This is a genomic window from Acinetobacter sp. UBA5984 (genome assembly GCF_002429925.1).
In the GTDB taxonomy this organism is placed as follows: Bacteria; Pseudomonadota; Gammaproteobacteria; order Pseudomonadales; family Moraxellaceae; genus Acinetobacter; species Acinetobacter variabilis.
Genome location: NZ_DJBE01000005.1, coordinates 22386 through 47924, shown reverse-complemented (window position 1 = coordinate 47924; position 25539 = coordinate 22386). Strand labels below are relative to the sequence as shown.

General features: G+C 43.7%; 22 protein-coding genes and 3 pseudogenes. 12 read left to right on the top strand and 13 right to left on the bottom strand.

The features are described from left to right. Positions 1-58: 58 nt before the first annotated feature. Positions 59-1659: pseudogene (locus B3J29_RS01170) on the bottom strand (bifunctional 3-(3-hydroxy-phenyl)propionate/3-hydroxycinnamic acid hydroxylase). Between the two features lie 327 nt (positions 1660-1986). Next, the gene (locus tag B3J29_RS01165; RefSeq protein ID WP_034170131.1) at positions 1987-2241 is read right to left on the bottom strand and encodes a hypothetical protein; all 255 of its coding nucleotides are present in this window, start codon (positions 2239-2241) and stop codon (positions 1987-1989) included. Positions 2242-2631: 390 nt separating this feature from the next. On the opposite strand from B3J29_RS01165, the gene B3J29_RS01160 reads away from it, so the two are divergent. The 5 genes from B3J29_RS01160 (at position 2632) to B3J29_RS01140 (ending at position 7405) form a co-directional block, all read left to right on the top strand. After that, entirely contained in the window at positions 2632-3636 is a 1005-nt protein-coding gene (locus tag B3J29_RS01160; protein ID WP_175968017.1) for a CobW family GTP-binding protein, read from the top strand. Positions 3637-3736: 100 nt separating this feature from the next. Continuing rightward, a complete protein-coding gene (locus tag B3J29_RS01155; protein WP_175968015.1) occupies positions 3737-4267 on the top strand; it encodes a YaeQ family protein in 531 nt (176 codons plus the stop codon). Positions 4268-4354: 87 nt separating this feature from the next. Then, positions 4355-4978 carry an MgtC/SapB family protein gene (locus tag B3J29_RS01150; protein WP_005236960.1) on the top strand — a complete coding sequence of 208 codons (624 nt, stop codon included), beginning with the start codon at positions 4355-4357 and terminating at the stop codon, positions 4976-4978. Between the two features lie 79 nt (positions 4979-5057). Then, positions 5058-5396, top strand: a complete 339-nt coding sequence (locus tag B3J29_RS01145) for an FKBP-type peptidyl-prolyl cis-trans isomerase (RefSeq protein ID WP_004814829.1) — start codon at positions 5058-5060, stop codon at positions 5394-5396. A gap of 173 nt (positions 5397-5569) precedes the next feature. Beyond that, entirely contained in the window at positions 5570-7405 is a 1836-nt protein-coding gene (locus B3J29_RS01140; RefSeq protein WP_175968013.1) for a sensor domain-containing diguanylate cyclase, read from the top strand. A 13-nt stretch (positions 7406-7418) separates the two neighbouring features. Here the strand turns inward: B3J29_RS01140 and B3J29_RS01135 are convergent, their stop codons facing one another. After that, the gene (locus tag B3J29_RS01135) at positions 7419-7865 is read right to left on the bottom strand and encodes a GNAT family N-acetyltransferase (RefSeq protein ID WP_175968223.1); all 447 of its coding nucleotides are present in this window, start codon (positions 7863-7865) and stop codon (positions 7419-7421) included. Between the two features lie 391 nt (positions 7866-8256). On the opposite strand from B3J29_RS01135, the gene B3J29_RS01130 reads away from it, so the two are divergent. Next, positions 8257-8742 carry a hypothetical protein gene (locus tag B3J29_RS01130; protein ID WP_034170202.1) on the top strand — a complete coding sequence of 162 codons (486 nt, stop codon included), beginning with the start codon at positions 8257-8259 and terminating at the stop codon, positions 8740-8742. 34 nt (positions 8743-8776) lie between these two features. Here B3J29_RS01130 and B3J29_RS01125 read toward each other — a convergent pair whose 3' ends face one another. After that, entirely contained in the window at positions 8777-9658 is an 882-nt protein-coding gene (locus B3J29_RS01125) for an alpha/beta fold hydrolase (protein ID WP_175968011.1), read from the bottom strand. 154 nt (positions 9659-9812) lie between these two features. Here B3J29_RS01125 and B3J29_RS01120 point away from each other — a divergent pair, with 154 nt between their 5' ends. Together B3J29_RS01120 and B3J29_RS01115 are read left to right on the top strand one after the other, a co-directional pair. Beyond that, complete coding sequence (locus tag B3J29_RS01120; RefSeq protein WP_004784921.1) at positions 9813-10085, top strand: hypothetical protein; 273 nt, start codon at positions 9813-9815, stop codon at positions 10083-10085. 139 nt (positions 10086-10224) lie between these two features. Then, positions 10225-10722 (top strand): DUF2505 family protein, encoded by a 498-nt coding sequence (locus B3J29_RS01115; RefSeq protein WP_104425866.1) that lies wholly within the window; start codon positions 10225-10227, stop codon positions 10720-10722. A 48-nt stretch (positions 10723-10770) separates the two neighbouring features. On the opposite strand, the pseudogene B3J29_RS01110 reads toward B3J29_RS01115, so the two are convergent. After that, positions 10771-12054 (bottom strand): annotated as a pseudogene (locus B3J29_RS01110) (MFS transporter). 316 nt (positions 12055-12370) lie between these two features. Between B3J29_RS01110 and def the strand changes: the two are divergent. Next, positions 12371-12859: a peptide deformylase gene (def, locus tag B3J29_RS01105; RefSeq protein WP_175968010.1), complete on the top strand. Its 489-nt coding sequence runs from the start codon at positions 12371-12373 to the stop codon at positions 12857-12859. Here def and B3J29_RS01100 read toward each other — a convergent pair whose 3' ends face one another. The 8 genes and pseudogenes from B3J29_RS01100 to sdsA all read right to left on the bottom strand — a co-directional run bounded on the left by B3J29_RS01100 (position 12860) and on the right by sdsA (position 23459). Further along, the gene (locus B3J29_RS01100) at positions 12860-13297 is read right to left on the bottom strand and encodes a YbjQ family protein (RefSeq protein WP_175968008.1); all 438 of its coding nucleotides are present in this window, start codon (positions 13295-13297) and stop codon (positions 12860-12862) included. It lies immediately after the preceding gene. A gap of 3 nt (positions 13298-13300) precedes the next feature. After that, positions 13301-13657, bottom strand: coding sequence for a YbjQ family protein (locus B3J29_RS01095; protein ID WP_175968006.1), 357 nt, complete (start codon positions 13655-13657; stop codon positions 13301-13303). Positions 13658-13763: 106 nt separating this feature from the next. Further along, positions 13764-15230: a multidrug efflux RND transporter AdeIJK outer membrane channel subunit AdeK gene (gene adeK / locus B3J29_RS01090; protein WP_034701683.1), complete on the bottom strand. Its 1467-nt coding sequence runs from the start codon at positions 15228-15230 to the stop codon at positions 13764-13766. Then, positions 15230-18287 (bottom strand): annotated as a pseudogene (locus tag B3J29_RS01085) (efflux RND transporter permease subunit). The gene adeK and the pseudogene B3J29_RS01085 overlap by 1 nt, the downstream one beginning before the upstream one ends. Positions 18288-18357: 70 nt before the next feature. After that, positions 18358-19626: an efflux RND transporter periplasmic adaptor subunit gene (locus tag B3J29_RS01080; protein ID WP_175968004.1), complete on the bottom strand. Its 1269-nt coding sequence runs from the start codon at positions 19624-19626 to the stop codon at positions 18358-18360. A gap of 35 nt (positions 19627-19661) precedes the next feature. Continuing rightward, the gene (locus tag B3J29_RS01075; RefSeq protein ID WP_034701676.1) at positions 19662-20264 is read right to left on the bottom strand and encodes a phosphatase PAP2 family protein; all 603 of its coding nucleotides are present in this window, start codon (positions 20262-20264) and stop codon (positions 19662-19664) included. A gap of 159 nt (positions 20265-20423) precedes the next feature. After that, positions 20424-22466 (bottom strand): site-specific recombinase, encoded by a 2043-nt coding sequence (locus tag B3J29_RS01070; protein ID WP_034701673.1) that lies wholly within the window; start codon positions 22464-22466, stop codon positions 20424-20426. A 15-nt stretch (positions 22467-22481) separates the two neighbouring features. Continuing rightward, positions 22482-23459: an All-trans-nonaprenyl-diphosphate synthase gene (gene sdsA, locus B3J29_RS01065; RefSeq protein ID WP_004784900.1), complete on the bottom strand. Its 978-nt coding sequence runs from the start codon at positions 23457-23459 to the stop codon at positions 22482-22484. A gap of 445 nt (positions 23460-23904) precedes the next feature. On the opposite strand from sdsA, the gene rplU reads away from it, so the two are divergent. The 3 genes from rplU to lolA all read left to right on the top strand — a co-directional run bounded on the left by rplU (position 23905) and on the right by lolA (position 25430). After that, on the top strand, positions 23905-24216 hold the full coding sequence (gene rplU / locus B3J29_RS01060) for a 50S ribosomal protein L21 (protein WP_004784898.1): 312 nt from the start codon (positions 23905-23907) through the stop codon (positions 24214-24216). Between the two features lie 19 nt (positions 24217-24235). Next, entirely contained in the window at positions 24236-24490 is a 255-nt protein-coding gene (gene rpmA / locus B3J29_RS01055) for a 50S ribosomal protein L27 (RefSeq protein WP_004784896.1), read from the top strand. A gap of 247 nt (positions 24491-24737) precedes the next feature. After that, on the top strand, positions 24738-25430 hold the full coding sequence (lolA, locus tag B3J29_RS01050) for an outer membrane lipoprotein chaperone LolA (RefSeq protein WP_004784895.1): 693 nt from the start codon (positions 24738-24740) through the stop codon (positions 25428-25430). Positions 25431-25539: the final 109 nt, after the last annotated feature.

The following is a 25539-nucleotide window of genomic DNA, read 5'->3' as shown; positions in this document are numbered from 1 at the left end:
TGTTCATCTATAAATAGGAAACCACGCCGTAGCGTGGTTTTTTAAGTCAGGTCAATTATTATTTAACATGGAGCTTGTTGAACAGCGCCTTGCTTGTGCTTTCCATAGATTGAGGAATGGCAAGAGCTGCTACGAAGCGGTCTGGACGCAGGATGACGATAGAATCTTGGGTCTTGCCAAACCATGTACGGATTCAGTGCCGATATCACCAATGGTAATAACATCTTCATATTGCTTACGCTGTTGATTAGACAGCTGAACCGCAGGAATGACCTGAATGAACTTCACGCCAAGTTTTTTCCATTGCTGCATTGATTCCTTGCTTAAGCCCCATTTCGGATCTACACCCCAGGCAATGATGGCAAAGTCATTACCAATGACTTCATCCAGTAATGCTGTTTCACCAGATTCCAGTTTGACCTGTGGCTGAATGAACATTTTGCCAACTGGAGAGTCTTTGTGAGTATTTGCCAGTAACGCACCATCATGATATTTCGGCATTGGTTTAAAGCGCATTTCCAGCAGGTACTGTTTGATTGGCTTAATATAGTTCAATGCATAGGCAATACCGTCACGCACAAAACCTTGCCATTTTTTCGGTGGCGCAAGCACGTGCCCTGCCATGACTGAAAGATCGATCATCGCTTTGGCATGGTCTTTACGTTCTACCTGGTAAGAGTCCAGCAAGTCTGGACCTGCTTTGCCTTGTACCACTAGTGCTACTTTCCAGGCCAGGTTAAAGGCATCACGCATACCGCTGTTATAACCTTGACCTTGCCATACAGGCATGATGTGCGCAGCATCACCGGCAAGCAGAATACGGTCGGCACGGAATTTGTCCGCAATACGTGCATTGTGGTTATACACACGTTGACGAATCACTTCAATACCGCTGGTATTTGGTAAAACTTTAGACAACAGTTTGGCAATATTTTACGGTTTGCTGAGTTCTTCCTGAGTTTCGCCTGACATGACCATGAATTCGAAGCGGCGAATGCCATGCGACAAGGCAGCCGATACGTAAGGACGTACGGGGTCACAGCATAGATAAATATGTGGGGTTGCCAATGGGTCATTATCGATATCAATCACGATCCACTGGTTCGGTGCAGTTTCACCTTCAAATGGAATATTGAGGGTACGACGTACATAAGAGTTACCACCATCACAAGCAATCAGGTATTGCGCACGAATAGTTTCTAAGCTGTCATTTTTAGTCTGAACATTTAAAGTTACACCCTCAGCATCCTGGCTGAAATGTGTCAGGTGACGGGAGAAAAGTACTTCAGTTTTTTATATTGTTTGAGGCCTTGCAGCAGAACATTATCTATTTGAGGTTGAATGAAAGCATTACGGCGGGAGAAACCAAATTCACGAGTCAGTGGCTGAATGTCTGCGAAGCAACGGCCTTTGGGTGTCAGGAAGCGCATGGCATGGTTAGGGGTAGTATGCGGCAAGACCTGATCAACCAGTCCCAAAGATTGAATGGTACGCAAGGATTCATCATCAATGCCGATGGCACGCGGATAATCGATCAGGCTATCCAGCTGTTCAACCACAGTGACTTGAACACCCTGTTTGCTCAGGTAGTTCAATCGTTAAGCCTACTGGGCCAGCCCCCAAAATCGCCACTTCAGTGGTGTAATTTGTATTGCTCATCGCGAATGTCCATTCAATCAATTCAGGATTGAGACTATTAAGGAACAATCAATAGCGCTAAACAAGCTAGTCCATAGTAGGTTATGTCTATCAAAAAGATTTGGTTGAAAAGATTTTAATTTTAATAAATTATTGATAATAAATAATAATATTTAAATTTATTCATAAGATGAATGAATCCTATGATTATTTCTAGCTATAGTGAATAGCCTATAACGTATAAAAAAGCTGAATCACGCAGTTGCATGATTCAGCCTCGGTCTATATCCCGCAGCATAGGTCGAACCTACTGGAGATTTACTGCACAAGATGTTGCTTTAAACCTGATTAACGAGTCGATGTCGACTTAGTCGTTTTTTTACCATCTTTGTCTTCTGTAGCAGCTTCAGACGCAGCAGGCTGGTCAGCAGGTCCAGCCGTGGTTACATTCGGATTTGGGTTATTCGTTGCAGGAAGTTCCTGAGTTGTTACAGTGACTTTCTGTTCCTCAGTGGTCTTCGTGTCAGTGGTATTGTTTGCTGCAAAACTGGTAGCTGCGGCTGCAGTAAGCGTTGTTGCAAGTAAGATTTGTGCATATTTCATGTTGAGCATCCTTTTTATTACATTTATAAACTGCCGAATGACCATCACATCAATCCGGCAGGAATTCATCCTAAGCATGAAAATTTTACGGAGCAAAGTAATTAACAAAAGCCGCACGAAGCTGTTAACCAAGCAAATACAATCACTGGAAATTTGTTTTCTTCTGTTAAATGTATAGGAAATTTTTAGCTGGAAATGTGTGTAAATATTTCAAATATAGCGTTTAAGTGAACCATTTAACGGCTAAAAAGTACTTACTACAAACTGTTATTTTTATTTGCACTGAGATAAATAGGATTTACTCATCCAAAAAATGAACACTTTTGCAAGAGTCCAGTGCTCTATAATAGTCAGGTTTACTACTTCTAATTCTATCTTTGAGAATCAATTTTGAAAGTTCTTGCCGCTCAGCAGCCTATTCCTGTACACATCATTTCCGGATTTTTAGGTGCCGGTAAAACCACTTTATTAAAATATTTACTGAGCCAGAAACCGGAGCAGGAAGTCTGGGCTGTGCTGATGAATGAATTTGGTCAGATTGGCGTCGACCAGCAATTACTGCCTCAGGATCAGGGCTATGCAGTGAAAGAATTGCTGGGTGGCTGTTTATGTTGTAGCAGTCAGTTGCCGATGCAGATTGCTTTATCCCGGCTATTGTCAGAAACCAAACCGGACCGGCTATTTATTGAACCTACAGGACTCGGACATCCCGGACAACTGCTGGAACAGCTCACTGAACCACATTGGCAGAGTCATTTAAAGATGCAATCTTTGGTTACCGTGGTGGATGGCTCACGTTTACATGATCGGGACTGGACGCATCAGAACCTGTATGCGGATCAGCTGAAAGTTGCCAATATTGTGGTCATTTCCCATGCTGATTTGATGACTGAAACTGATCATGCTGCTTTAACTGAACTCAAGTCTGAGTATCAGCCCTATGCTCAGCACTGGCTGATGATAGAAAACGGACAGCTGGATATTGAGCAAATCAAACAGGATTATCAGGGTACTCCTCGGCAGATCCAGCCACTGCTCAAGCAACAGCGCCAAATATCTGGAGAGATGCCGGCTGTCGTACATCAGTTGCCTTATCATTATGTTGAAAGTGCACAAGGCTGTCAGGTGGCAGGTTGGAAATTGCCGAAACGCTGGCAGTTTGATTTTTATAATCTGCTGGATTTGCTTTGTGAGCAGCAGGACTGGCTACGTATCAAAGGGATTTTCAATACCAATCAGGGCTGGAAAAGCTTTAATTTCAATCCTGAACAGTTTAATTATCAGTCTGCTGAAGAAGGCATTGATAACCGGGTAGAAGTGATTTACCAGACTTCACGTGACTGGCTAGAATTTGAAACCGCCTTGATGCAATGCCGGATTGATCAGGAAAAATAGCTTCGAATCTGCGTGTAGAAAATAGCTGGATAAGACGAAATCTGTCCAGCAAAAAATCAATAAATCTTATATGCTAGGCGCCAAATTTGAGGATTGTGTTATGGCGTTAAAAGCGACAATTTATAAGGCAGATTTGAATGTTGCCGATATGGATACCCATCGTTATGAAGACTATCAGTTGACGATGGCGCTGCATCCTTCGGAAACCATTGAACGTCTGATGGTACGTATTCTGGCTTATGCACGTTTTGCTGGCGAGACGCTTGAATTTACCAAAGACCTGTTTGAGACTGATGAGCCAGCGTTGTGGGAAAAAGACCTGACTGGCCAATTATTGAAATGGATCGAAGTAGGTTGTCCTGACGAAGATAAAGTCAAGAAAGCCAGTGCGCGTTGCAAGCAGGTCGCAGTAGTTGCTTATGGTTCTTCAGTTGATGAATGGTATAAACGTAATTCCAAATTGAAAACTTTATCAAATGTTGAGGTCTGGAAAATTTCAACCGCCAGCACTGAAGCGGTACAACAGTTATGCGAACGTACCATGCAGCTGCAACTAAATATCATGGATGGTGAATGGACCCTAATCGGTGATCACGCCCAAGCTGTAATTGAATGGGAACAGTTACAATAACAACTCACAAGGATGCAAGTTTCGACTTGTGTCCTCGCCCCAATATTTCGTATATCTGGAGAGAATAATAAGTTCCAGGGACGAAGCATGTATCATGAACTTTATGATTTGCTGTTAGCAGTCGTGATTGGTGCGGTTATTGGAGCGGAACGGGAATATCATAGTAAATCTGCCGGACTGCGCACCATGATCATGGTCAGTCTGAGTTCTTGTCTATTTACTATTATTTCCTTAAAAATCGGCGTCGCCAACCCCGACCGTCTGGCAGCCAATGTCTTAACTGGCCTGGGTTTTCTGGGAGCCGGAGTGATTTTAAAAGATGATAACCGGATTTCTGGGATTACCACTGCAACCACAATCTGGATGACAGCTGCACTGGGCATGGCAGTTGGTGCTGGCTATGAGCTGTTAAGTATTTGGGCGACCTTTATTGTCATGACGGTGCTGGTTTTGCTGATGTATGTACAACGCGGCATTGAATCTCTGAATCAGGAACGTAACTACGAAATTGTCTGTCCTTTTGAACAGCATGAACCAGATCATTATGAAAAACTGTTTAAACAATACAAATTAAAAGTCATCCATTCCAGCCAGCAAAAAATCGACCGGCGGATCACAGGCCGCTGGATCCTGATGGGTTCGGCTAAAAATCACCAGAAATTAACCCAGTATTTATTACAGGATAAGAAGGTTCAGGAACTCAGCTTTTGATCCATTGCAGTTAAAGTCTGAGGAATTTGGCTCAATCGTGTTTATACTAGGGCTATTTGCAAAATGAAGGATATTGACGATGACCAAAGAACTAGAAATTATTGACCTGGTGGTGGGTGAAGGTAAAGAAGCGGTAAAAGGTGCACTGATTACCACGCATTACACTGGCTGGCTGGAAGATGGAACCAAGTTTGATTCATCGCTGGATCGTGGTAATTATTTTGAGACGGTCATCGGCACTGGTCGTGTGATTAAAGGCTGGGATCAAGGTATCATCGGCATGAAAGTGGGGGGCAAACGTAAGCTGATCGTACCTGCTCATCTGGCTTATGGTGAACGTAAAATGGGGAACATTATCCCGGCAAATTCCAACCTGATTTTTGAAATCGAACTGTACGACGTTAAAACACGTGACTGATATTATGTGACTTTCTGAACAGTACAATATGTCAGGAATTCAGCAGCAGGATAGCTCGTCGGTTATCCTGCTTTTTTATATGAAAAATCATTGGCAATATCCAACATTCCACGTACATTAGAATTAATAACAGTAGCTACAGGATGGCCTTTTTGCTCAGGTTTAGGGGGATTATGCTGATATTGGCATCGTGGTTGATGCTGATATTTTTGATGGGGACTACACGGATCGTGTGGGCTCAATATGATGCTGCTCCAGAATCTTATTTCCTAGCTCATCAGAATGAGGTCACCGAACTAAAATTTGATGAAGATAGTACCACCTTGTTGCAAGGCAAATGGCAGTTCTATCCACGTCAGTTCATTGAGCAACCAGATCCTGAACTCGAATCACAAGTAGTTGAACTCCCAGCTTCATTCAAGAGTCTCACCGGAACCAATGCCACTTATGGCACTTTTATTAGCCATTTTAAAATTCCCAAAAAATTTATCGGACAACGTTTAGCGATTCAGATTCCGAGTCAGTATGGTGCTTATAGCATTTATTTAAATGGGGATATCTTGCTGCGTCTTGGTAAAATCAGTAAAACCCCGACAGGGCAGGTGACTGAAAAGGCACCTAAGATCGCATCTTTTGTGCCACAGAATGAATATTTTACCTTAAGTATTCAGGTTTCCAACTATACTAATTTACATGGCGGATTAGAAAAGCCTCTGAAAATTGGCCCCTCTGCGACCATTAACCGACAGTTTATGTTGCAAATGCTGAGTATTGCTTTGGTCTGTGGCACAGTGCTGGGTGTAGGACTATTTACCATTTTATTTTCCCTGTTTCGCGGATCTGTGGAGCGAAATAGCCGCAGTGTATTTATTTTTGGCTTATTTATTATTTTTTTGGCACTGCATAATCTGTTTTCTGCGCCACATCCATACGCCATTGTAAGTAAAATCAGTTGGTTATGGGGCGCTCGTCTAGAATATCTGTTCACTTTTCTGGCAATCTTATTCTTCCTGAGCTACATGTACCTGTTTAAGCCACGTTATATCCGACGTTCAATTTATTACGTAGGTGCGGGATTACTAATTTTTAATATCGCAGTAACCTTGTTTAGCACACCAGAAGTTTTTGAGCGTCTGGCTTTGTATAGCGTTATCTATGGTCTGGTGATACTGGGTAATTTTATTTACGGGTTTTATGTGACACTTTCTCAAGGAGATGAATATTCGTTCACTAACCTGTTTGCCATCATCTTTTTGTGTGTGACCTTTCTTAATGATTATCTGGTATTACTGAATGTAATTGAGAGCGTGCATCTGTCATTTATTTCGACCAGCCTGTATGTCTTGATCATTATGTTTCAACAATCTCGTAATTATGCCCATCAAACCTACTATACCGAGCGACTGAATAATAAATTAATGATCTTGAACAGTTCACTGGATCAGAAAGTCAAAGCACGTACAGAGCAATTACGTGAACTGAATGCCAAACTCGAACATCAGGTGAATATTGATGCTTTGACGGGTGCCTTTAACCGTCGTGCTTTAAATGACCAAATCCAGCAGCAGTTTTTATACTGTCAGAAACATCCACACAGTACACTGATTTTTGCCATGCTCGATGTCGACTATTTTAAAAACTACAATGACTATTATGGGCACTTAAAAGGAGATGAAATTTTACAGAATCTGGTCAAGGTCATTCAAACGGTACTCCCCGAATCCGCGTATTTAGCTCGTTATGGTGGAGAAGAATTTGCGATTCTACTCACTGATGTACCTGTTCAGGCAGCCTTAGAGTTTCTGGAAAAAGTCTTGCACAAGATTCGCGAACAGCAATTTGAACACTTAAATCGAACAGATGATAAATCTTATGTCACGGTCAGCATGGGTATTTCCTGGATGGATCAAACACATCCCTATCCAGATATTCATGCACTGATGAAAGCGGCAGATGTGCAGTTATACGCGGCTAAGCAGGCAGGGCGAGATCAACTTAAAATGGCATGAAAAATTTTTAATTTTAAAAAGCGTATTTATATAAATGATAATTTTCTTCATTTTCCGATTGATGATTCGGTGAGAAAAATCCATTTTTTTGATAATAACTTAAAGCTGTTTGAGTCGATTGGACTTTAATTTTATGGATATTTTTACGCACTAAGGAGTTGTGCATCTGATCAAAAAGCTGGGTGCCAAACCCGAGTCGCTGGAAACGGGCAGCCACATAGTGCATCAGGATTTCTCCAGTGTCACTGACCAGCAAAAAGCCGACAATCTGATCATTTAAAATATACACCCAGCAGTCGTTATAAAGCATTTCCACAATCAGCTGGGCGTGATTAAACTGCTCCAGCCAGCGCTGGATCACGCTGTCTTCACGTTGATGATCCAAAATACAGGATTGAATACTGTCGTGGATGACCTGGATTATTTGAGGTATATCTTGAATCTTCCCTTCACGAATCATAATTTTATTCATTTACTCGACCATAAAGAGGGACCTTTTATTTGAAGGAAAATGCTCAAAAAAACAAATACCAATCGTGTAGCTTTTTGAGTGCATTTGCTAAAGAATCCAGAGTTGATGATCGATTCTGTAGTGATTTGTCTGATTTATTTATCCTGATCAATATTGGCTTTCTGGATTCATTCTAATTTTTAACAAGATTTTAGATCCTTATTTCAAATTGAATACTGGGAAATAAGGCTCAACCGAAGAAAAAAATCCAAGAAGATCTAAAAAAATCCTCAAGTTTACTGTACAAAAAATAGACTTGTGTTAAGTTGGAAGAAGATCGCCAAATCAAGAATTGGCAGACCGTGATAAAAATAAAATTAACTACACGAGATGATCAATGATTCTTAAGTTCCTGATTTTTTCATGTCTAGCCCTGATACTGTATGCGACCTGGTTTATCGGCATGAAAATCTATAAAACCCAGCAGTATGTAAAGAGTAAACGTGTCGAAAAAGAGGATCCGATTTCCAGCAGTACTGAAGAGAGTCAACCTGAGTCTCAGGAAACATTGCATGTGGTCGATGCCTATGAGCTGGAACTGTTTGATGATGTAGCGCAATTATTTTTCCAACATCAGGTTCAGATTCAGGATCGCAATGAAGCAGAGCAATTACAGCAGGAACTGCTCCGTAAGATGCCGATGCATACCGGTACACAAATCCGTCAGATGGATTTAGGCGAATGGTCAATTTTCTGGAATTTTTATGACCAGTCACTGGAATATTATGTCGGCCGTTATGGGGTATTTTATGCCCATGTCGACCGTTTCGGCGAGGAACACCGTCAGGAAATCAGAACCGATATTCAACAGGCATATTATGCTTAAGCAGCTAAATGCTTAAATACTCTAGAGACTAAAATCAAGCTGCATTTTTGAGTTGATGTAATTCACTGAACTTAGCGAGCACTTCATCCCAGAGCTGTTCTGCGCCCTGACGGAAATAACCCATATGTCCAATGTGTTTGAGTCCATAATCGGTCGCCTGAATATCAATATAATGCAACGAGGCCTGACGGTAATGTTGTATAAAGGCTTGTCTGGATTTAGGTAAGGCCCAGGCATCATCGAGTGCGGCTACGGCATAAATAGGTGTTTTTACCGCGGCATAATGGGCATGTAGGTCTTTCAGTTCAGGATCGGCAAAGAAATAGGTCGGATTTTTACACCATTTGCGCCACTGACGATAAACATCACGCGGCAAGTCAGCGCCCATATTTAAACGACTCCATGGCAAATAGCCTGTCACCGCTACCATCGGTGGAAAAACAATATTCCAGATTACCTGAACCTTGATTCTTTCAGTTAAAAGCATATAACCATGCCAGCCAGCACCGGTGCCAAAGCAGTACATTGCTTCAATGCGATCATGATATTTACTTAATCCCAAAGCCTGCCCGCCATAGGAGTGGCCAATCATATAAATATCCAGACCGGTTCGGCTGAGATAATCAATCGCAGCGCTGAGATCATATTTTCCCCAGTCTAAATAGGACATTTTAAAATTCTTTAAACGTTTGGGTGCAGAATCAGCCACCCCACGATAATCAAAAGTCAGTACCTGAAAACCTGCTCGTGCTGCATAATCGGCAAAGCGCCGGTAAAAAGCTTGGGGGACACCCGTTGCGCAGGCGATGACAATATTGGCTTTGGCATATTCACTGCGGTAAAGCTTGCCGGTTAAGGTATAGCCATCTTCTGCCAGAAACTGCACGGTTTCGACCTGAATTTTTCCTTGTTGCATGCTGGATATCCTTATACGTGGATTGAATCAGGGGAGGTGAATCTATATTATTTTTAATCTGATCTAAGCCATGATGTCAAAACTCACGAGTCGTAAATGACATCAATGCTTAATATGGCATGCAATCGCCTCATACAAAAGGAAGGGCTGCCTCATGCTGATTGATTTTCATCAGGCACAATTACAGAAATTTATGGCTCTGGCGACTCAGGTTGAAGCCGAACCGGAACACTATTTACAGTTTGATTCTGTTTCTGATTTTTATAAGGCCAGCTGGTTAAAGAAATTTCCTGCGGGCACGGTCTGGTATGCTTCAGGTCTGGATGATGGTGCAGAAGAATTTCATGCGGTCATTGAGTATCGTGAAGTTCAGCTTTTACTCAGCTGCGGACCCTGTATATCTGCAAAAATTGCCTGGAAACATTGACCTCAACGCCAATTTTTCTCAATAAAAAAATAATGACAGCCGATGTAAAATTGACTTAAATAGCTTATCTTCTCTGTCAGATGATTCATTTGACTTAATTTGAGTCCATAACCCCCTAATAAAAATAAGGAAAATAGATATGGCCCACCAGTTTACCGTAAATGCAATTATTCGCGGTGTTTCGATTGATGAGTTTAAACGTCTGGCAAATGACATCAGTTTGCATGAAGCGGTTTGTCATCGAATCCCTGCTCAAAATATGGAAATTCTGGTTTCAGAAAAGCAAGGACATCTGTATACCCTGAAACGTGCCTACAATCTGGATGTCAAAATCCCGGATATTGCAAGAAAACTGCTGAAAGATGCGTTTCGCTTGCAGCGTACCGATGTTAGCAATCTAGAAGAAATGACTTCAGTCGTGGAACTAGGTGCCAATCTGCCGATTGAAGCTAAATGTCAGCGTGCCGTTACAGGTGATGAACAGCAGATCCAGTTCCAGTTGAACTGGACGGTGAATGTGAAAGTGCCTTTGGTCGGTGGCATGCTGGAAAAACATGCCGAAGGTGAAATCCGTAAATTCAGTGAGATCGAGATCAGCATTGTAGAAGATGAGCTACGCAAGAATCTGAAAGCTTAAGCTCGTATTTTCACGCTTAGAAAAAGAGCCTGTGAGTCAGGCTCTTTTTTATTTTAGGCTGTTTTTTTCAAATTTGCTGCGGTAAAGCAGGGCAGTGAATAGGGTCACTAGACACACAGTCCAGATATAGTACAGGGCACCAATATTGCTATATAGGCTCAACCATTGCACCAGTGGCAAGGTGATTCCACCTGCAATCGCATAGGCCAGATTATAGGAAAATGAAATTCCGCTGAAACGGATTTGTGCCGGGAACATTTTCACCATGCTATAAGACACCATGCCCACGGTTCCTGAGCTTAGACCGAGCAACATGTAAAGCATGAACACCGTTGACGCTTCAACATGACCCAGACTGTGATAAAAAATCCCAGCCATTGCCGCGACAAAAATAGAGCCAAGTAAAATGACCTTGCCTGCACCGAAACGGTCAGCCAGTACACCAGCGATAATGCAGCCGAGCATTTGCATTAGGATTGCAGCACTTTGCATCTTGAATGCATCAGCACGTTCGAAGCCAAAACTGGCCACCAGTAAATTTGGCATCGCCAGAATCAAGACCACCACACAGCCGGTCAGGAACCAGGTAAATAACATCCCGATGCCTACAGCAGTTTTGTGGCTTAACAGCACTTGCTTGACCGGTAATTCTTTCGCCAGTTCTTTTTTCGCCTGCATGGCTTTAAAAACTGGAGTTTCTTTCAAATAACTGCGCAGGTAAAGAGCGATAAAACCGAAAATTCCACCCAGAATGAAGGGAACGCGCCAAGCCCAGTCTTTGATTTCCGCTTCAGTGAACTGTAAGGAAATAAACAGTGACATTAGGGCACCGAGTAGAATTCCGAGTTATAGGCCAGCGGTCAGCAAACCATTGGCAATCCCAATTCGGCCTTCAGGCACATGCTCAGACACAAAGGTCCAGGCAGCCGGAATTTCACCACCAATCGCAATACCTTGAACAACACGCATCAATAGCAGCAGTAATGGTGCAGCATAACCAATACTTTCAAAGGTTGGCATGATCCCAATCATGAGGGTCGGTAGCGCCATCAGCAAGATGGATAAACTGAATAGTCTTTTACGACCGATCAGATCCCCAAAATGCGCCATCACCACACCGCCGAGTGGGCGAAAGAAATAGCCTGCAGCAAAGATGCCATAGGTATTCAGCATGGCCCAGAACGGACTTAGGGTACTTGGAAAGAACAGTTCAGAGATCAATTTGGCGTAGAACACATAAATGACAAAATCATAGAATTCCAGTGCGCCACCTAGGGACGATAGTCCGAGGGTGCGTTTATCAGCAGGGCTCAGATAGGGTTGTGCATTCATGTGCTCGTTCCATTATTTAATATCCATGACTTGATTGCTGATTTTAAAGAAGGGTTATTTTCTTGAATAATCAATCTTTCTTTGTTTAATCTAAACTAAAATTTATTAAAATTTAAATGAATAAAATTATTTGGAATGTTTTGATTAATTATCTTCCTTTCAGGTGAAATTTTTAAGGCAAAATAAGCTGGAGTCCGAAACATTACTGAAAATACAGCTTATCTTTTTTAAACGTATTTATTCATTTTAGTATGATATTCATTCTGTAACTTTCCCTCTAAGATAGAGTTGGATGAAAAAATTACAGGATAGCGCGATGACAAATACCTTGGCGGTGGCACAGCAAGGTGAGGCCATTTTAACCCTAATTGCCAGTCCGGTCACACAGGCTGAATTTGACAGTGACTGGTTGCGGCAATTTAACAGCGCCTTGATGGAGACTATGCAACACCGTCAGGGCGTGGGCATTGCAGCACCGCAGGTTTATGTCTCTAAACGCATTATTATTGTCGCATCACGGCCCAATTTACGTTATCCGGATGCGCCATATATGGAAGCCGTGACCATGATCAATCCGGAGATTATCAGTGCTTCAGCTACGCAAGTATTGGGTGAGGAAGGCTGTTTAAGTGTGCCCGAGCAAAGGGGGAGGGTAGCTCGAGCAGAAGAGGTTGAGGTGCGTTATTTTACCTTAGAGGGAAATGAAGTGGTTCAGTCGTTTAAAGACTTTCCGGCACGAATTGTACAGCACGAAATTGACCACTTGAATGGAATTTTATTTGTAGAAAAGCTTTCAGAAGCATAATTACTTGGCCTGAATTGCGGTGCCATAAGCGAAGACTTCAACCATACCGCCTTGCATGCCAAGTTCGGTAGTACTGAGTCGAATTCCCATAATCTGGTCAGCGCCTATTTTCTCTGCTTCCAATTTTAATCGTACTATAGCTTCACGTCGTGCCCGTTCAACGACACTCTCATAACTGGTCAAACGACCACCTAGCATGTTTTGCACATTAGCAATCGCATATTTAAAGTAATCATGTGAAATCACCACATTGCTGCTGATCATATGGCCGGGGAATGTAGATTCGATGAAACGGCTATTATTGACCCGGATATAAGCCAAACGCTGTTCCTGTTCATCCAGATATTGCAGATGCTTGCGCTCGTTAAAGCGACCAAAACCGAAACCCACGCTGAACAGAATGGCAAAAATGACAATCTGTATAATCAATCCGTCCATGCATTAGTTCGCCTGTGGAAATGGATCAGGCAGTTTAGGTATGACCGGATCAACGATGACTGCAGTGCCATACACAAACAGTTCAGAAGCACCTTGGGCAATATTTGAGGTAGAAAAACGAATACCCACAATCGCATTGGCACCCATACTGCGGGCTTTTTCAATCATCCGGTTCATAGCTTCCTGACGGGATTCTTCCAGTAATTCGGTATAAGCGGTCAACTCACCACCGACAATATTTTTTAGACCGGCCAGAAAATCACGTCCAACATGCTTACTGCGCACAGTACTGCCATAGACCACATCGATTTGCTGGCGAATAGTATGTCCCGGTACAGATTCCAGATTGCTCAATAACATGCAGATATCTTCTTAATCAGTCATATAATCATGAAGATAGAAAATCTCCTTTAAAAAAGCAATAAAAAAGCCCACCGAAGTGAGCTTTTCTGAAAAGGAGTTAGGCTTATTTTGTCTCTTTCGCACGACGCTGTTCGGTCACAGACGGGCGATACGGTACAGTGTCTGAGGTATTAACTTTCAAACCACCACCAAGACTCTTGTACAGTTCAACCTGGCTGTTCAGATTCGCCTGTTCAAGTAATAACAAACCTTGTTCTGCTGCATATGAAGCACGTTGTGCATCCAGTACAGTCAGATAACTGTCAATACCGGCACGGAAACGTGCCAGAGACAGACGGTAAGTGGTATTAGTTGCATCGACCAGACGGCGTTGAGCAGCAATACGGTCACCAATATTCTGACGTACCGCTAGGGCATCATTCACTTCACGGAATGCAGTCTGAATTGATTTTTCGTAATCTGACAGCGCAATTTGTTGATCTGTTTCGGAAATACGGATATTCGCCTGACGTGTACCCCAATCGAAGATTGGAATATCCAGACTTGGGCCTACAGACCACGCAAAACTGCCAGACTTGAACAGATCACCCAGATCCGCAGATGCAAAACCTGCCGAACCCGTCAGACTGATCGTTGGATACAGACGCGCACGGGCAGCACCAATATTGGCACCTGCCGCAGACAGACGATATTCAGCTGCACGTACATCCGGACGGTTAATCAGCAGATCACTTGGTAAGCCTGCACCTAGTGCTGCATTAGAGGTAATGCGGGTAACACGCTGTGCCGGTAACAGGTTGGCCGGTACGGGTTGACCTACAAGCAGATTTAGCAGGTTTTGTGCCTGAGCCACCTGGGTGCGATAGTTGGCAACATCATTACGTGCAGTTTCAACAGAAATCTGTGCCTGACGTACCGGAAGTTCGCTATCGATACCCACATCAAAACGTTTTTTGTTCAGGTTATAAGATTCAAGCTGGGCTTTCAGCGTTTGCTCAGCCAACGCTAGATTGGCATTGGCAAATGAGTAACTCAGCCATGCTTGGGCCACCTGACCGATCAGGGAAATCTGAGTCGCATCACGCGCACTTTGAGTCGCCAGATAAGTATCCAGTGCATTGTCACGCAAGCTGCGCACACGACCCCAGAAATCCAGCTCAAATGCAGTTACGCCTAGACCGACATTATAAGTCGTCACAGCGCCACGGCTTTGCGGGTTGTTACTGCCAGTGTCCTGACGTAACACGCTGCCGCTCGCACCAATGGTTGGCAGACGGTCATTTTCAGAAATCTGATAAGCCTGTTGGGCACGCTGAATGTTTAATGCGGCAGTACGCAAATCACGGTTATTGATCAATGCCAGGTCCAGTACCTGTAACAGGCGCTGGTCAGCAAAGAATTCTTTATAACCCTGTTCTGCTACAGAAGTACCTGAAGCATTGGTATAACTGCTTGGGATATTTGCCTCTGCAACGGGCTCTGGGCCACGCATGCTTTGACATGCAGTCAAAGCAAGCGCGAGGGCAGATACCGCAATGCTACGACCTGTAATAGACCATATATTTTGCATTACGACTTGTACTCCTGATTTTGTTGTTTTGGTTTGTATTTAAAGATACTTCGAATCCATACGTAGAATACAGGAATAAAGAAGATACCTAAAAGAGTCGAACTGATTACACCACCAAGGACACCATAACCGACGGAGTGCTGGCTACCCGCACCGGCACCTGAAGCAAGTGCTAGTGGAAGTACACCAAAACCGAAGGCAAGGGTGGTCATGATAATTGGACGTAAACGCATTTTTGCTGCATGCAGGGTCGCATCAAACAACTCTTCGCCTTGTTCCTGCAGCTCTTTGGCGAATTCCACAATCAAGATTGCGTTTTTCGCAGAAAGACCAATTACGGCAATAATCGCTACCTGGAAGTAGATGTTATTCGACAGATTCGGGTCTTTAAACAGAATCATACCGCCAAAGGTCAATAGTAATGCACCCACGATGCCTAATGGTACAACCAGAAGAACCGAGAATGGAATTGACCAGCTTTCATACAATGCAGCCAGACACAGGAACACGATCAACAGTGAAAGCGCGTACAAGAATGGTGCCTGTGCGCCAGACTCACGTTCTTCCAGAGACAGACCAGTCCATTCATAGTCGAAACCTTGCATGCCCATTTCAGGAAGCTTGGCAATGATTTCTTCCATCGCACGCATTGCATCACCTGAGCTCACGCCCGGTGCCGGTGTACCCTGAATGTTCATTGCAGATACGCCGTTATAGCGTTCTAGACGAGGCGAACCATAGGTCCATTCACCCGTTGCGAATGCCGAGAACGGTACCATTTCGCCACGGTTGTTACGAACATACCACTGGTTCAGGTCTTCCGGCATCATACGAGAGCTGGCTTCACCCTGAACGTACACTTTTTTCACACGACCACGGTCAAGGAAGTCGTTGATGTACGAACCACCCCACGCCATGCTCATGGTACTGTTAATTTCAGAGATGCTGACACCTAAAGCACCGGCTTGTGCATGATCGACAATCACACGGTACTGCGGGTTATCTTCCTGACCATTTGGACGGACACCTGCAAGACGTTTGTCTTGTGCAGCCAGGCCCAGAACAGTATTACGCGCTGCCAAAAGTTGCTCATGGCTTTGACCACTTGCTGCTTTTAACTGCATGTTAAAGCCGGCAGATACACCCAGTTCAGGCATTGCTGGCAATTGTAATGGCATGATGTAAGACGCATCTTTCACAATCATGTTCAGTGCCATACCACGCTGGATAATTGCACCGACCTGTGATTCTGGTGTGGTACGTTCAGACCAGTCTTTCAGTTTGATAAATGCCAGACCAGCGTTTTGACCTACACCTGTGAATGAGAAACCAGCCACACTGAAGACAGATTGGACATGATCTTTTTCATTTTCCAGGAAGTAGCCTGTCATGGTATTGATGACTTTATCGGTACGTTCCAAGGTTGCATTTGGTGGCAACTGTACCAGCGTCATTACGACACCTTGGTCCTCATCAGGTAAGAATGAAGAAGGTAGTTTCTGGAAGATCAGCACAATAATCCCGATCACCACCGCATAGATGATACCGGAGAAAATCTTGTGGTGTGTCATACGATTGACGCCGCCTTGATATTTCACAGAAACACGGTCAAAGCTATGATTAAACCAGCGGAAGAATCGTGCAGCCGGATTGTTACTTTGCGGCTTGTTCGGATCATGCTGTTTCAGAATGGTNNGTGATTGAGAACTGGCGATAGATAACACCTGTAGAACCACCAAAGAATGCCATTGGTACGAATACTGCAGACAGTACAGAGGTAATACCGATCAGCGCACCAGAGATCTGTTTCATCGACTTTTCAGTCGCCGACACAGGATCCAGATGCTCTTCAGCCATGACACGTTCAACGTTCTCGACCACAACGATCGCATCATCGACGAGCAGACCAATCGCGAGAACCATCGCGAACATGGTCAAGGTGTTGATCGAGAAGCCGAAGATATTAATGATTGCAAAAGTACCCAGTACAACTACTGGAACGGCCATGGTTGGAATAATCGTTGCGCGCCAGTTCTGCAAGAACAGGAACATTACGATGAAGACCAGAATGACTGCTTCAATGAGAGTATGAACCACCGATTCAATCGATAACTGAATGAATGGTGTGGTATCAAATGCCAGTGTATCCACCATCCCTTGAGGATAGTTAGGACGTAACTGTTTTAAACGTTCTTCAACTGCTTCAGCGGTATCCAGTGCATTGGCACCGGTTGCAAGTTTAATCGCAACACCGCCAGCCGGTTTACCATTAAATTTAGAATCAAACTGGTAGTTGTCTGCACCAAGTTCTACACGTGCGACATCGCCCAGGCGGACTTGAGCACCTGAAGTGGTATTTTTCAGGAAGATGTTTTCGAACTGTTCAGGTGTTTGCAGCAGACTTTGCGCATTCACTGTCGCATTCAGTACCTGTCCTTCAATTTGTGGCGCACCACCTAATTGACCGACAGCCACCTGAGCGTTCTGGGTACGGATTGCCTGAGCCACATCACTTGGAGTCACTTGCAGACTAGCCATTTTGGCTGGATCCAGCCAGATACGCATTGCATAAGAACCACCAAAGACCTGAACTTCACCAACCCCGGCCACACGGCTTAAAGGTTCAGAAATGTTTGAGTTTACATAGTCTTTAATGTCATCTGCAGTCAGGCTGCCATCAGGAGAATAGAAAGCTAATACCTGAAGGAAGCTGGCACCAGATTTGGTCACACGTACACCCTGACGTTGTACATCATCAGGTAACAGTGCAGTTGCAGACTGTAATTTGTTTTGTACCTGAACCTGTGCAATATCAGGATCGACACCTTGTTCAAAGTTTAAGGCGATGGATGCCTGACCGTTACCGGCACTGTTCGAGGAAATATAACGCAAGCCATCCAGACCGTTCATCTGCTGCTCGATGATCTGCGTTACTGTATTTTCTACAGTCGCTGCAGATGCACCCGGATAAGTCGCAGAAATGGTGACTGTTGGTGGCGCGATCGTCGGATACTGAGCAATTGGCATTTTGCTGATGGTTAAAATACCCGCCAGCATAATTACCAATGCAATCACCCATGCAAAAATCGGGCGATGGATAAAGAATTTAGCCATGAACCATTACTCCTTATGCATTTGCAGCAGGTTTTTGTTCAGGTTGTTTCTTTGCATCATCTGCCTTTTTTGCATCTGCTGCAGGTTGTTGCGCAGCAGGAGCAGCACCTTGTGGGGCAGCTGCTTGAGGTTGATAGGGTTTAGGCACCACTTGCTGTTCAGGTTTTACCTTGGCAATACCATCAACAATCACTTTATCACCCGGATTTAGACCTTCGGTTACGATCCAGTTACTACCTTGAGTACCGACTGTCGTTACTGGACGTGGAGTTACTTTATTGTCAGCACCCACCAGCATCGCCATGGCCTGACCAGTAGGCGTACGGGTTAACGCCGCTTGTGGAATCAGGAAAGCATTTGGAATTTCGCCTTGCACGATTTGCGCTGTGGCAAACATACCTGGCAGAAGTAAATGGTTTTTGTTCGGGAATACTGCACGTAAAGTCACAGTACCTGTTTCAGGGTTCACGCTGGCATCCGAGAATGCAAGACGGCCTTCGACAGGGTAGATGCTGCCATCTTCAAGCTTTAACTTCACTTTGGTGTTGTTTGAGCTGTTGAGGTTGCCTTTGCTTAGCTGTTGACGCAGGCGTAGCAGTTCAGCACTTGACTGGTTGATATCTACATAGATTGGATCTAGACGCTGAATTGTAACCAGTGGTTCTGTCTGATTTGCAGTCACTAACGCACCCGCCGTAATCGAAGAACGGTTGGTTTGACCAGAAATCGGTGCACGTACGGTTGAATAGCCCAGGTTGATTTCAGCATTACGTAAAGTTGCACGGTTTGCATTCAAATCAGCTTCAGCCAGTTTGACCTGTGCTGCGATGTCATCGTATTCCTGTTTAGAAATGGCATTGGTACCGACCAGTTGACGGTAACGACCTTCTTTAACACGCAATACACCTAAATTCGCTTCAGCACGGGCAATCGCAGCACGAGCATTATCGACAGTAGTACGGTTAGTGCTTGAATCGATTTCATAAAGCGCCTGACCTTCACGGACATAGCTACCTTCAGTGAATAAGCGTTTAAGCACCACACCACTAGCCTGTGGACGTACTTCAGAAATCTCAAATGCTGTTGTACGACCTGAGAGCTCTACAGACTGCTCGACACTTTGTGGCTGTGCAACAAGAATACCGACTTCAGTCGGTGGCATTTGCTGCTGAGCACCAGCTTGCTGGCCCTCTTTAGGATCTTTGCTACAACCAACAAGTGCAAGACTTGTTGCTAATGCGCAAGCAGTCAGGGCGGGAGCCCAAAGCTTTGCAGAAATCATTGTTCCACCTCAATTGGATTCTTATCTAAATTTTTTTATTTGTGAGCCGTGCAATATCTGATCCAGACCATATACCACAACGAAATCCAAATAAAACTTATACTCCAGCCGGATATGACATCTGAAGGAAAATGTACACCTAGATAAACTCTTGAAATACCCATAATCAGCATCCATGCACCTGCACCCATCCAGATGATGGTATGTCGGGGATGTTGCCGATATATGAACACTGCCAGACAGCCGAGACAGGCTGCATAGACGCTATGGGCACTCGGGAAGGAGCTTCCATAGCTTTCAACCAGATGAAAAGACTCTGCTGGTCGAGGTCGGGCAATACTGAATTTTAAAAGCCAGCCTAGGAGAATTCCTCCGATAATTCCGATACATATAAAAATTACGCTTGCATGCTTTTTATACCACAGTAGAAAAATACACCATAGTGTGGATAAAAATAATACAAATGGCATGCCACCTATCACTGATAAGGACTGATTAATTTGATTTAAAAATTCTGTGCGATAGCCGCTAATCCATTCAATTGCAAGCACATCCAACTGGCTTAAAGTTGCAATATCAAGAAATAACACACTGAAAATTAAAAATAAAATTCCGACAATAAGTAACAAGTAATGCATGCCAAAAATCCTTGTCCTTTTAACCGTTATTCAGCCGGTTAACTGTCTGCGCTAAAGTGTACTTGTCAGTACACTTTTTTTCAAGAGTGCGTATTTTATGCAAATTCCATTTTTTACTTATGGGATTTTGTACCTAAATGCCCAAATATTCTCGCAATTTTACAGTTTTGTGGATGTATGATTTTCGTCAATTTCAATAGATTGCTTCGGCGGCCAGAAAAACTCACTTGGGCGAGTCAGGAAATGGGTCATGACCAGTTTAGCGAGCGGTTTCCACTGTTCGAAACGCACCCGTCGTGCGCGTAATGCCACAATAATGGTCAGGCTGAAACTTACAAAAAGGTTAGTCAGACCAATCAGCAGAACACCCAGGAAAGAGATGATAATGAGTCCAATATCTGGACCATTAATATTGATTAGTCCTTGGATAAAGTTGGCAGACGCAAAGGCAATATGACGAATATCTAAAGGCAAGCCGAGAATGAAACCGATGGTACCCATACTGCCCAACATAACCCCAAAAATAAAATTACCCGCCAGTGCACCCAGATTACGTTCAATATAGTCAGCAAATCGATGCAAACGTTCTTGTCCCATCAGTTGTGACAGGCGCACATGAGCTCTTAGACGAGGACCGACCTTCCGATACACTGCCATATTATCGAAATAACCGGCTAATAGGCCTGACAGGAATAAACATACTCCAGCCACTGCTGCATGAGGAATCGCTAAAGAAGTAAATGGATTCAGGTCATATAAGGTTTTGGCTGCTTTGGCATGTGTCATTAATGGCTCATGTAGGGCAAATTCCCACATCAGGGCAATCAGTGCTGCAACCGGAATTGCGATTGAAATATTCCCAAGAATCGCGACAAACTGGGTCCGAATGATATTCACAATCAGTGCAGCCAGTTCAGCAATCTGGGCAGTTTTCGAACCCTTACGCTGTTGTACGGTAGAAGCCAGTGCAGCTGCAGTCATCGCTGGCTGTTTGGTTGCAACGGTAAAGTGCAGCACATGAATGAGCATAAAACCGAGCGAATAGTTCATGCTATAGCTAAAGGCTTGCATTAAAGGTGCCATCGTGACACGCGCCATTAAGACTTTCAGCGAGGCCATAAAGGCAATGATGATACCGGCACCGGCTGCCGATTTGTACATGGCCAAAAAGCCTTGCTTGTCGGTACTTACGTAATGTTCACCAGTCTTACTGGCATTTTCAGTTACCTGTAAAGCCAGGAGTTCACTATTGGTAGTCAGTAAGGCACGCACACTGCGTTCGCTATAAATCGCTTCGGTAATATCTGCGATAAACAGACCAATGGACTGATAACGCAGATCATCGTCATCCAGCACCATATTCAACAGGATTTCAATCCGTTCCAGACACTGTTCCAGCAAGGCCAGCATATAGGTCAGGCTGACACTGACCCCAATCCGTTTGGTAGAGCGGCGAATTTTGGCGACAACATCGTGACACTGCTCCAGCATGACCAGAGCTTGAGAAGCATCTGGCGGCGTAATCGCATCTACCAGTTCTACAGTGTTATAGCGTTTTTTATATTCCTGGATAAATTCAATAATCTCACGGTTTTGCACCAGAAAAGGTGATTCATATTCCATGAGCTCAGGCTGGGCATTAATAAATTCAGGATGCAGGCCGATCCCACTCACCCGGTAGGACAGAATCGTTAGTGCTTTAATGATCTGATCTTTGATTCGGGTTTTTTCTACCTGATTGGAATGACCCTGATTTACAACAGCAAAAAGTCGCTGCCAATCCGCTTCATCAAAATAATCCAGCCAGTATTTATCGGTACGCAAATAGAAAATCTTGCGGAACAATTCCTGAAGCTGTAAATGATCTGGAATCACCGGCAGGATATGCGCCCCGATCCGCTGATTCAGCTGGTTCCAGAAACCATCCAGAGAAAGAATCCCGGTATCGGAAAACAGACTGGCTTGTTTATAGCGGTTGATAATTCTTAAAGTGAAACTTTGTAAGGTTAAGACTGCATTGGGAGTGAGCAGTAAAGCCCGGATAAATGCATTAAATTTTGTTTCGATTTCTTCTGTATTTCTGCTGTCTTCTGGGCGTATACGTTCTACAAGTTGGATGAGCAGATTCTCATCCAGCACCGCTTGTGGTTGTTCAAGCTGATGCTGCATGCTTTGAAAAATATCAAGAAAATTAATATGCATAGGCGAGATAAGCGGCTATTGAATCCGGTGAAGAGCCAGTTTGGCCAGATTAACGAGGGCCTGACGATACTCTGAATCGGGTAGTGCATTCAAGGCTTGAATTGCAATTTCTGTTTCTTCGGTTGCACGCTGGCGGCAATAATCCAAGGCGCCAGAATCATTTACAATCTTGATGACTTCTGCCAAATGATCTGTTCCGCCCGTTGCAATACTGCGACGGATAATTTCATGCGATTCCCCAGTTGTATTCTTCATGGCAGCAATCAATGGCAGGGTAGGTTTACCTTCCATCAGGTCATCACCGATGTTTTTACCTAGGGTTTCAGCATCAGAGGTATAGTCCAGAATGTCATCAATAATCTGGAAGGCATTACCGAAGTGACCAGCGAATTTACGTAATGGTTCGCGGAATTCAGTCTTGTCGGAAAGAATAGCGGCACCTTCGGTCGCCAACTCAAACAGGCGAGAAGTCTTGCCATGAATAATACTTAAATAAGTTTCTTCTGAGGTTTCTGGCTGATGTTGCGATTGTAGTTGCAGAACTTCGCCTTCGGCAATTTCGCAGGTACCCGTAGAGAAGTCTTTGAGCAGGGTCATATTGTTAAGGTCGACCAGTAAATCAAAGGCACGCGAAATCAGGAAGTCACCCACTAGCACAGCTGTCTGATTGTTCCATGTGGCATTGGCAGTTGGACGGCCACGACGCAAACCTGACTCATCGACGACATCATCATGAACTAGAGTTGCCGTATGCAACATTTCGATAATGGCTGCCAGTTTGCGATGCTGTTCCAATTCTACGGCACCACAGGCTTTCGCTGCCAACAGGCACATGATTGGGCGCATGCGCTTGCCGCCAGCTTCAACCACATGCTTGCTGACCGCCATCACCAGCGCTACTTTTGAGGTAATTCCTTCGTTAATGAATGTGTCCATCGCAGCAAAGTCGTTAGCAACAGGAGCGAGAATATCTTGCTTAAAGTCGATGGCCATGTGAAAGAAAACCTCTAGTTTGGTAAATCGCAGCGGGTAGTTTAACAATTTATAACATGAGTGAAAGCTAAGAAAAGCACAAACTCCACTAAAAATCAGCTTTTTATAGCACTTCTTTGAGTTTAGCCTAAATTTTGACATTTAAAAAATGAACAATATCTTTCCGCTAAAGTTTTTTTCTAAACATTCTCAGGCAGCCGGAAAACTCGGAATTGAGTATCCTTTTTTTGGCCATTATATCCAATATTAATCTTTGATTTTGAATGAATAATTTAATGATTTATAGGCTTTATAATGGAGTTCATGATTATTTCCTTAAAATGGCTTGTTGTTTCTTATAATATCCCTTAAAATCTTTGCCCTTGTATAACCCCCAGTGGCGCGCGTTTTAAGATCGATATATTCCTTTATCGGCACGTCGACACGGGCATGTTTGGAGTACATTATGTACGCAGTAATCCAAAGCGGTGGTAAACAGCACCGTGTAGTTGAGGGTGAAACCCTTAAAGTTGAATTATTGAAAGCTGAAACTGGTTCAACAATTACGTTTGATGACGTACTTATGCTTGTAAACGGTGATAGCATTCAAATCGGTGCTCCAGTTGTAGCTGGCGCTAAAGTAACTGCAGAAGTAGTTAGCCATGGTCGTCACGACAAAATCCGCATCATCAAAATGCGTCGTCGTAAGCACTACCGTAAACAACAAGGTCACCGTCAATGGTTCACTGAGTTGAAAATTACTGGTATCTCAGGCTAATTACTAGGAGTAAATAGACATGGCAACTAAAAAAGCCGGTGGTTCGACTAAGAACGGTCGTGATTCGAATCCTAAGATGTTAGGTGTTAAAGTTTACGGTGGCCAAACTGTAACTGCAGGTAACATCATCGTTCGTCAACGTGGTACTGAATTCCACGCTGGTCAAAACGTAGGTATGGGCCGTGACCATACATTATTTGCTACTGCTGATGGCGTAGTAAAATTCGAAGTGAAAGGTCAATTTGGCCGTCGCTACGTATCTGTTGAAGCATAATTTGCTGAGATAGAAAAAAGACCCACAGTTTCTGTGGGTTTTTTTATGCGTGAAGGTTTATCGGCTTATAAAGCTGTGACAGCGAATGTAAATATCACTATTGAATCTTCATAATGATGAATAAAAGTAGGAATTCTGCATTAATAACAATACAAAACTTCTTATTTTCTATCATCTTAGTTTGAGAAATTGGTTTAAGATGAGTCATTAGATAAATAGCGATATGCAAATACAAAAAGGTGAGATTATGAGTATGCTTCGTAAAACTGTATGTGCCATAACAATCGGTACGGCGACACTGGCACCTGTCATGAGCACGACTGTATTTGCCGCAACTGCAGCGACGGAGCAGCAAGCTACTGCGAATCTGGTGAAACAGCTCAGCAATATCCGTAGCTTAACTGCAAATTTTGAACAAACGACTAAAGTCACGAATCCGAAAGCGACCCAGAAAAAAGGCTTGACTGCGCAGCACATGAACCAGACCTTTAAAGGTGTGATGAAAGTGGCGCGTCCGGGTAAATTCTACTGGGAAACTTCAAGCCCGTCGAAACAGACTATTGCTACTACTGGTAAAACCGTATGGATCTATGATCCAGACTTGCAGCAAGCAGTGCGTCAGAGTCTAGACGATCAAGTGGCAAATACACCGGCATTATTATTGTCCGGCAATACTAGCCAGATTATGCAATCTTATCGCGTAACTCAGCCGAATAAAGCTAAAACCTATTACACGCTTTATCCGAAAAATACCGATGGGGTTTTTGAAAGCCTGACTATCAGTTTTGGTGCGAACAAAGCGCCTAGCTTGATGATTTTGCAAGATTCATTAGGCCAGACTACCAATATTAAATTCAGTAATGTCAAACTGAATACCACGATTCCGGCATCTACATTTAACTTTACCCCGCCAAAAGGCACAGACATTATTGATCAATAAACATCAAGATCAACTCAACAAAAAAGCAATCTTCGGGTTGCTTTTTTTTGTTCCTGATCGAGATGGATCTGGAGTCATTACAAGGTTGGCGTATATCTAGAAGTTCGGG

Bases quoted from the DNA above. Each gene is read 5' to 3' on its own strand.
- B3J29_RS01125 (WP_175968011.1), bottom strand. From the start codon at position 9,658: ATGCAACAAGGAAAAATTCAGGTCGAAACCGTGCAGTTTCTGGCAGAA.
- B3J29_RS01145 (WP_004814829.1), top strand. From the start codon at position 5,058: ATGACCAAAGAACTAGAAATTATTGACCTGGTGGTGGGTGAAGGTAAA.
- B3J29_RS01080 (WP_175968004.1), bottom strand. From the start codon at position 19,626: ATGATTTCTGCAAAGCTTTGGGCTCCCGCCCTGACTGCTTGCGCATTA.
- adeK (WP_034701683.1), bottom strand. From the start codon at position 15,230: ATGCAAAATATATGGTCTATTACAGGTCGTAGCATTGCGGTATCTGCC.
- rplU (WP_004784898.1), top strand. From the start codon at position 23,905: ATGTACGCAGTAATCCAAAGCGGTGGTAAACAGCACCGTGTAGTTGAG.
- rpmA (WP_004784896.1), top strand. From the start codon at position 24,236: ATGGCAACTAAAAAAGCCGGTGGTTCGACTAAGAACGGTCGTGATTCG.
- sdsA (WP_004784900.1), bottom strand. From the start codon at position 23,459: ATGGCCATCGACTTTAAGCAAGATATTCTCGCTCCTGTTGCTAACGAC.
- B3J29_RS01150 (WP_005236960.1), top strand. From the start codon at position 4,355: ATGTATCATGAACTTTATGATTTGCTGTTAGCAGTCGTGATTGGTGCG.
- B3J29_RS01135 (WP_175968223.1), bottom strand. From the start codon at position 7,865: ATGATTCGTGAAGGGAAGATTCAAGATATACCTCAAATAATCCAGGTC.
- B3J29_RS01155 (WP_175968015.1), top strand. From the start codon at position 3,737: ATGGCGTTAAAAGCGACAATTTATAAGGCAGATTTGAATGTTGCCGAT.
- B3J29_RS01070 (WP_034701673.1), bottom strand. From the start codon at position 22,466: ATGCATATTAATTTTCTTGATATTTTTCAAAGCATGCAGCATCAGCTT.
- B3J29_RS01115 (WP_104425866.1), top strand. From the start codon at position 10,225: ATGGCCCACCAGTTTACCGTAAATGCAATTATTCGCGGTGTTTCGATT.
- B3J29_RS01100 (WP_175968008.1), bottom strand. From the start codon at position 13,297: ATGGACGGATTGATTATACAGATTGTCATTTTTGCCATTCTGTTCAGC.
- B3J29_RS01095 (WP_175968006.1), bottom strand. From the start codon at position 13,657: ATGTTATTGAGCAATCTGGAATCTGTACCGGGACATACTATTCGCCAG.
- B3J29_RS01165 (WP_034170131.1), bottom strand. From the start codon at position 2,241: ATGAAATATGCACAAATCTTACTTGCAACAACGCTTACTGCAGCCGCA.
- def (WP_175968010.1), top strand. From the start codon at position 12,371: ATGACAAATACCTTGGCGGTGGCACAGCAAGGTGAGGCCATTTTAACC.
- B3J29_RS01075 (WP_034701676.1), bottom strand. From the start codon at position 20,264: ATGCATTACTTGTTACTTATTGTCGGAATTTTATTTTTAATTTTCAGT.
- lolA (WP_004784895.1), top strand. From the start codon at position 24,738: ATGAGTATGCTTCGTAAAACTGTATGTGCCATAACAATCGGTACGGCG.
- B3J29_RS01120 (WP_004784921.1), top strand. From the start codon at position 9,813: ATGCTGATTGATTTTCATCAGGCACAATTACAGAAATTTATGGCTCTG.
- B3J29_RS01140 (WP_175968013.1), top strand. From the start codon at position 5,570: ATGCTGATATTGGCATCGTGGTTGATGCTGATATTTTTGATGGGGACT.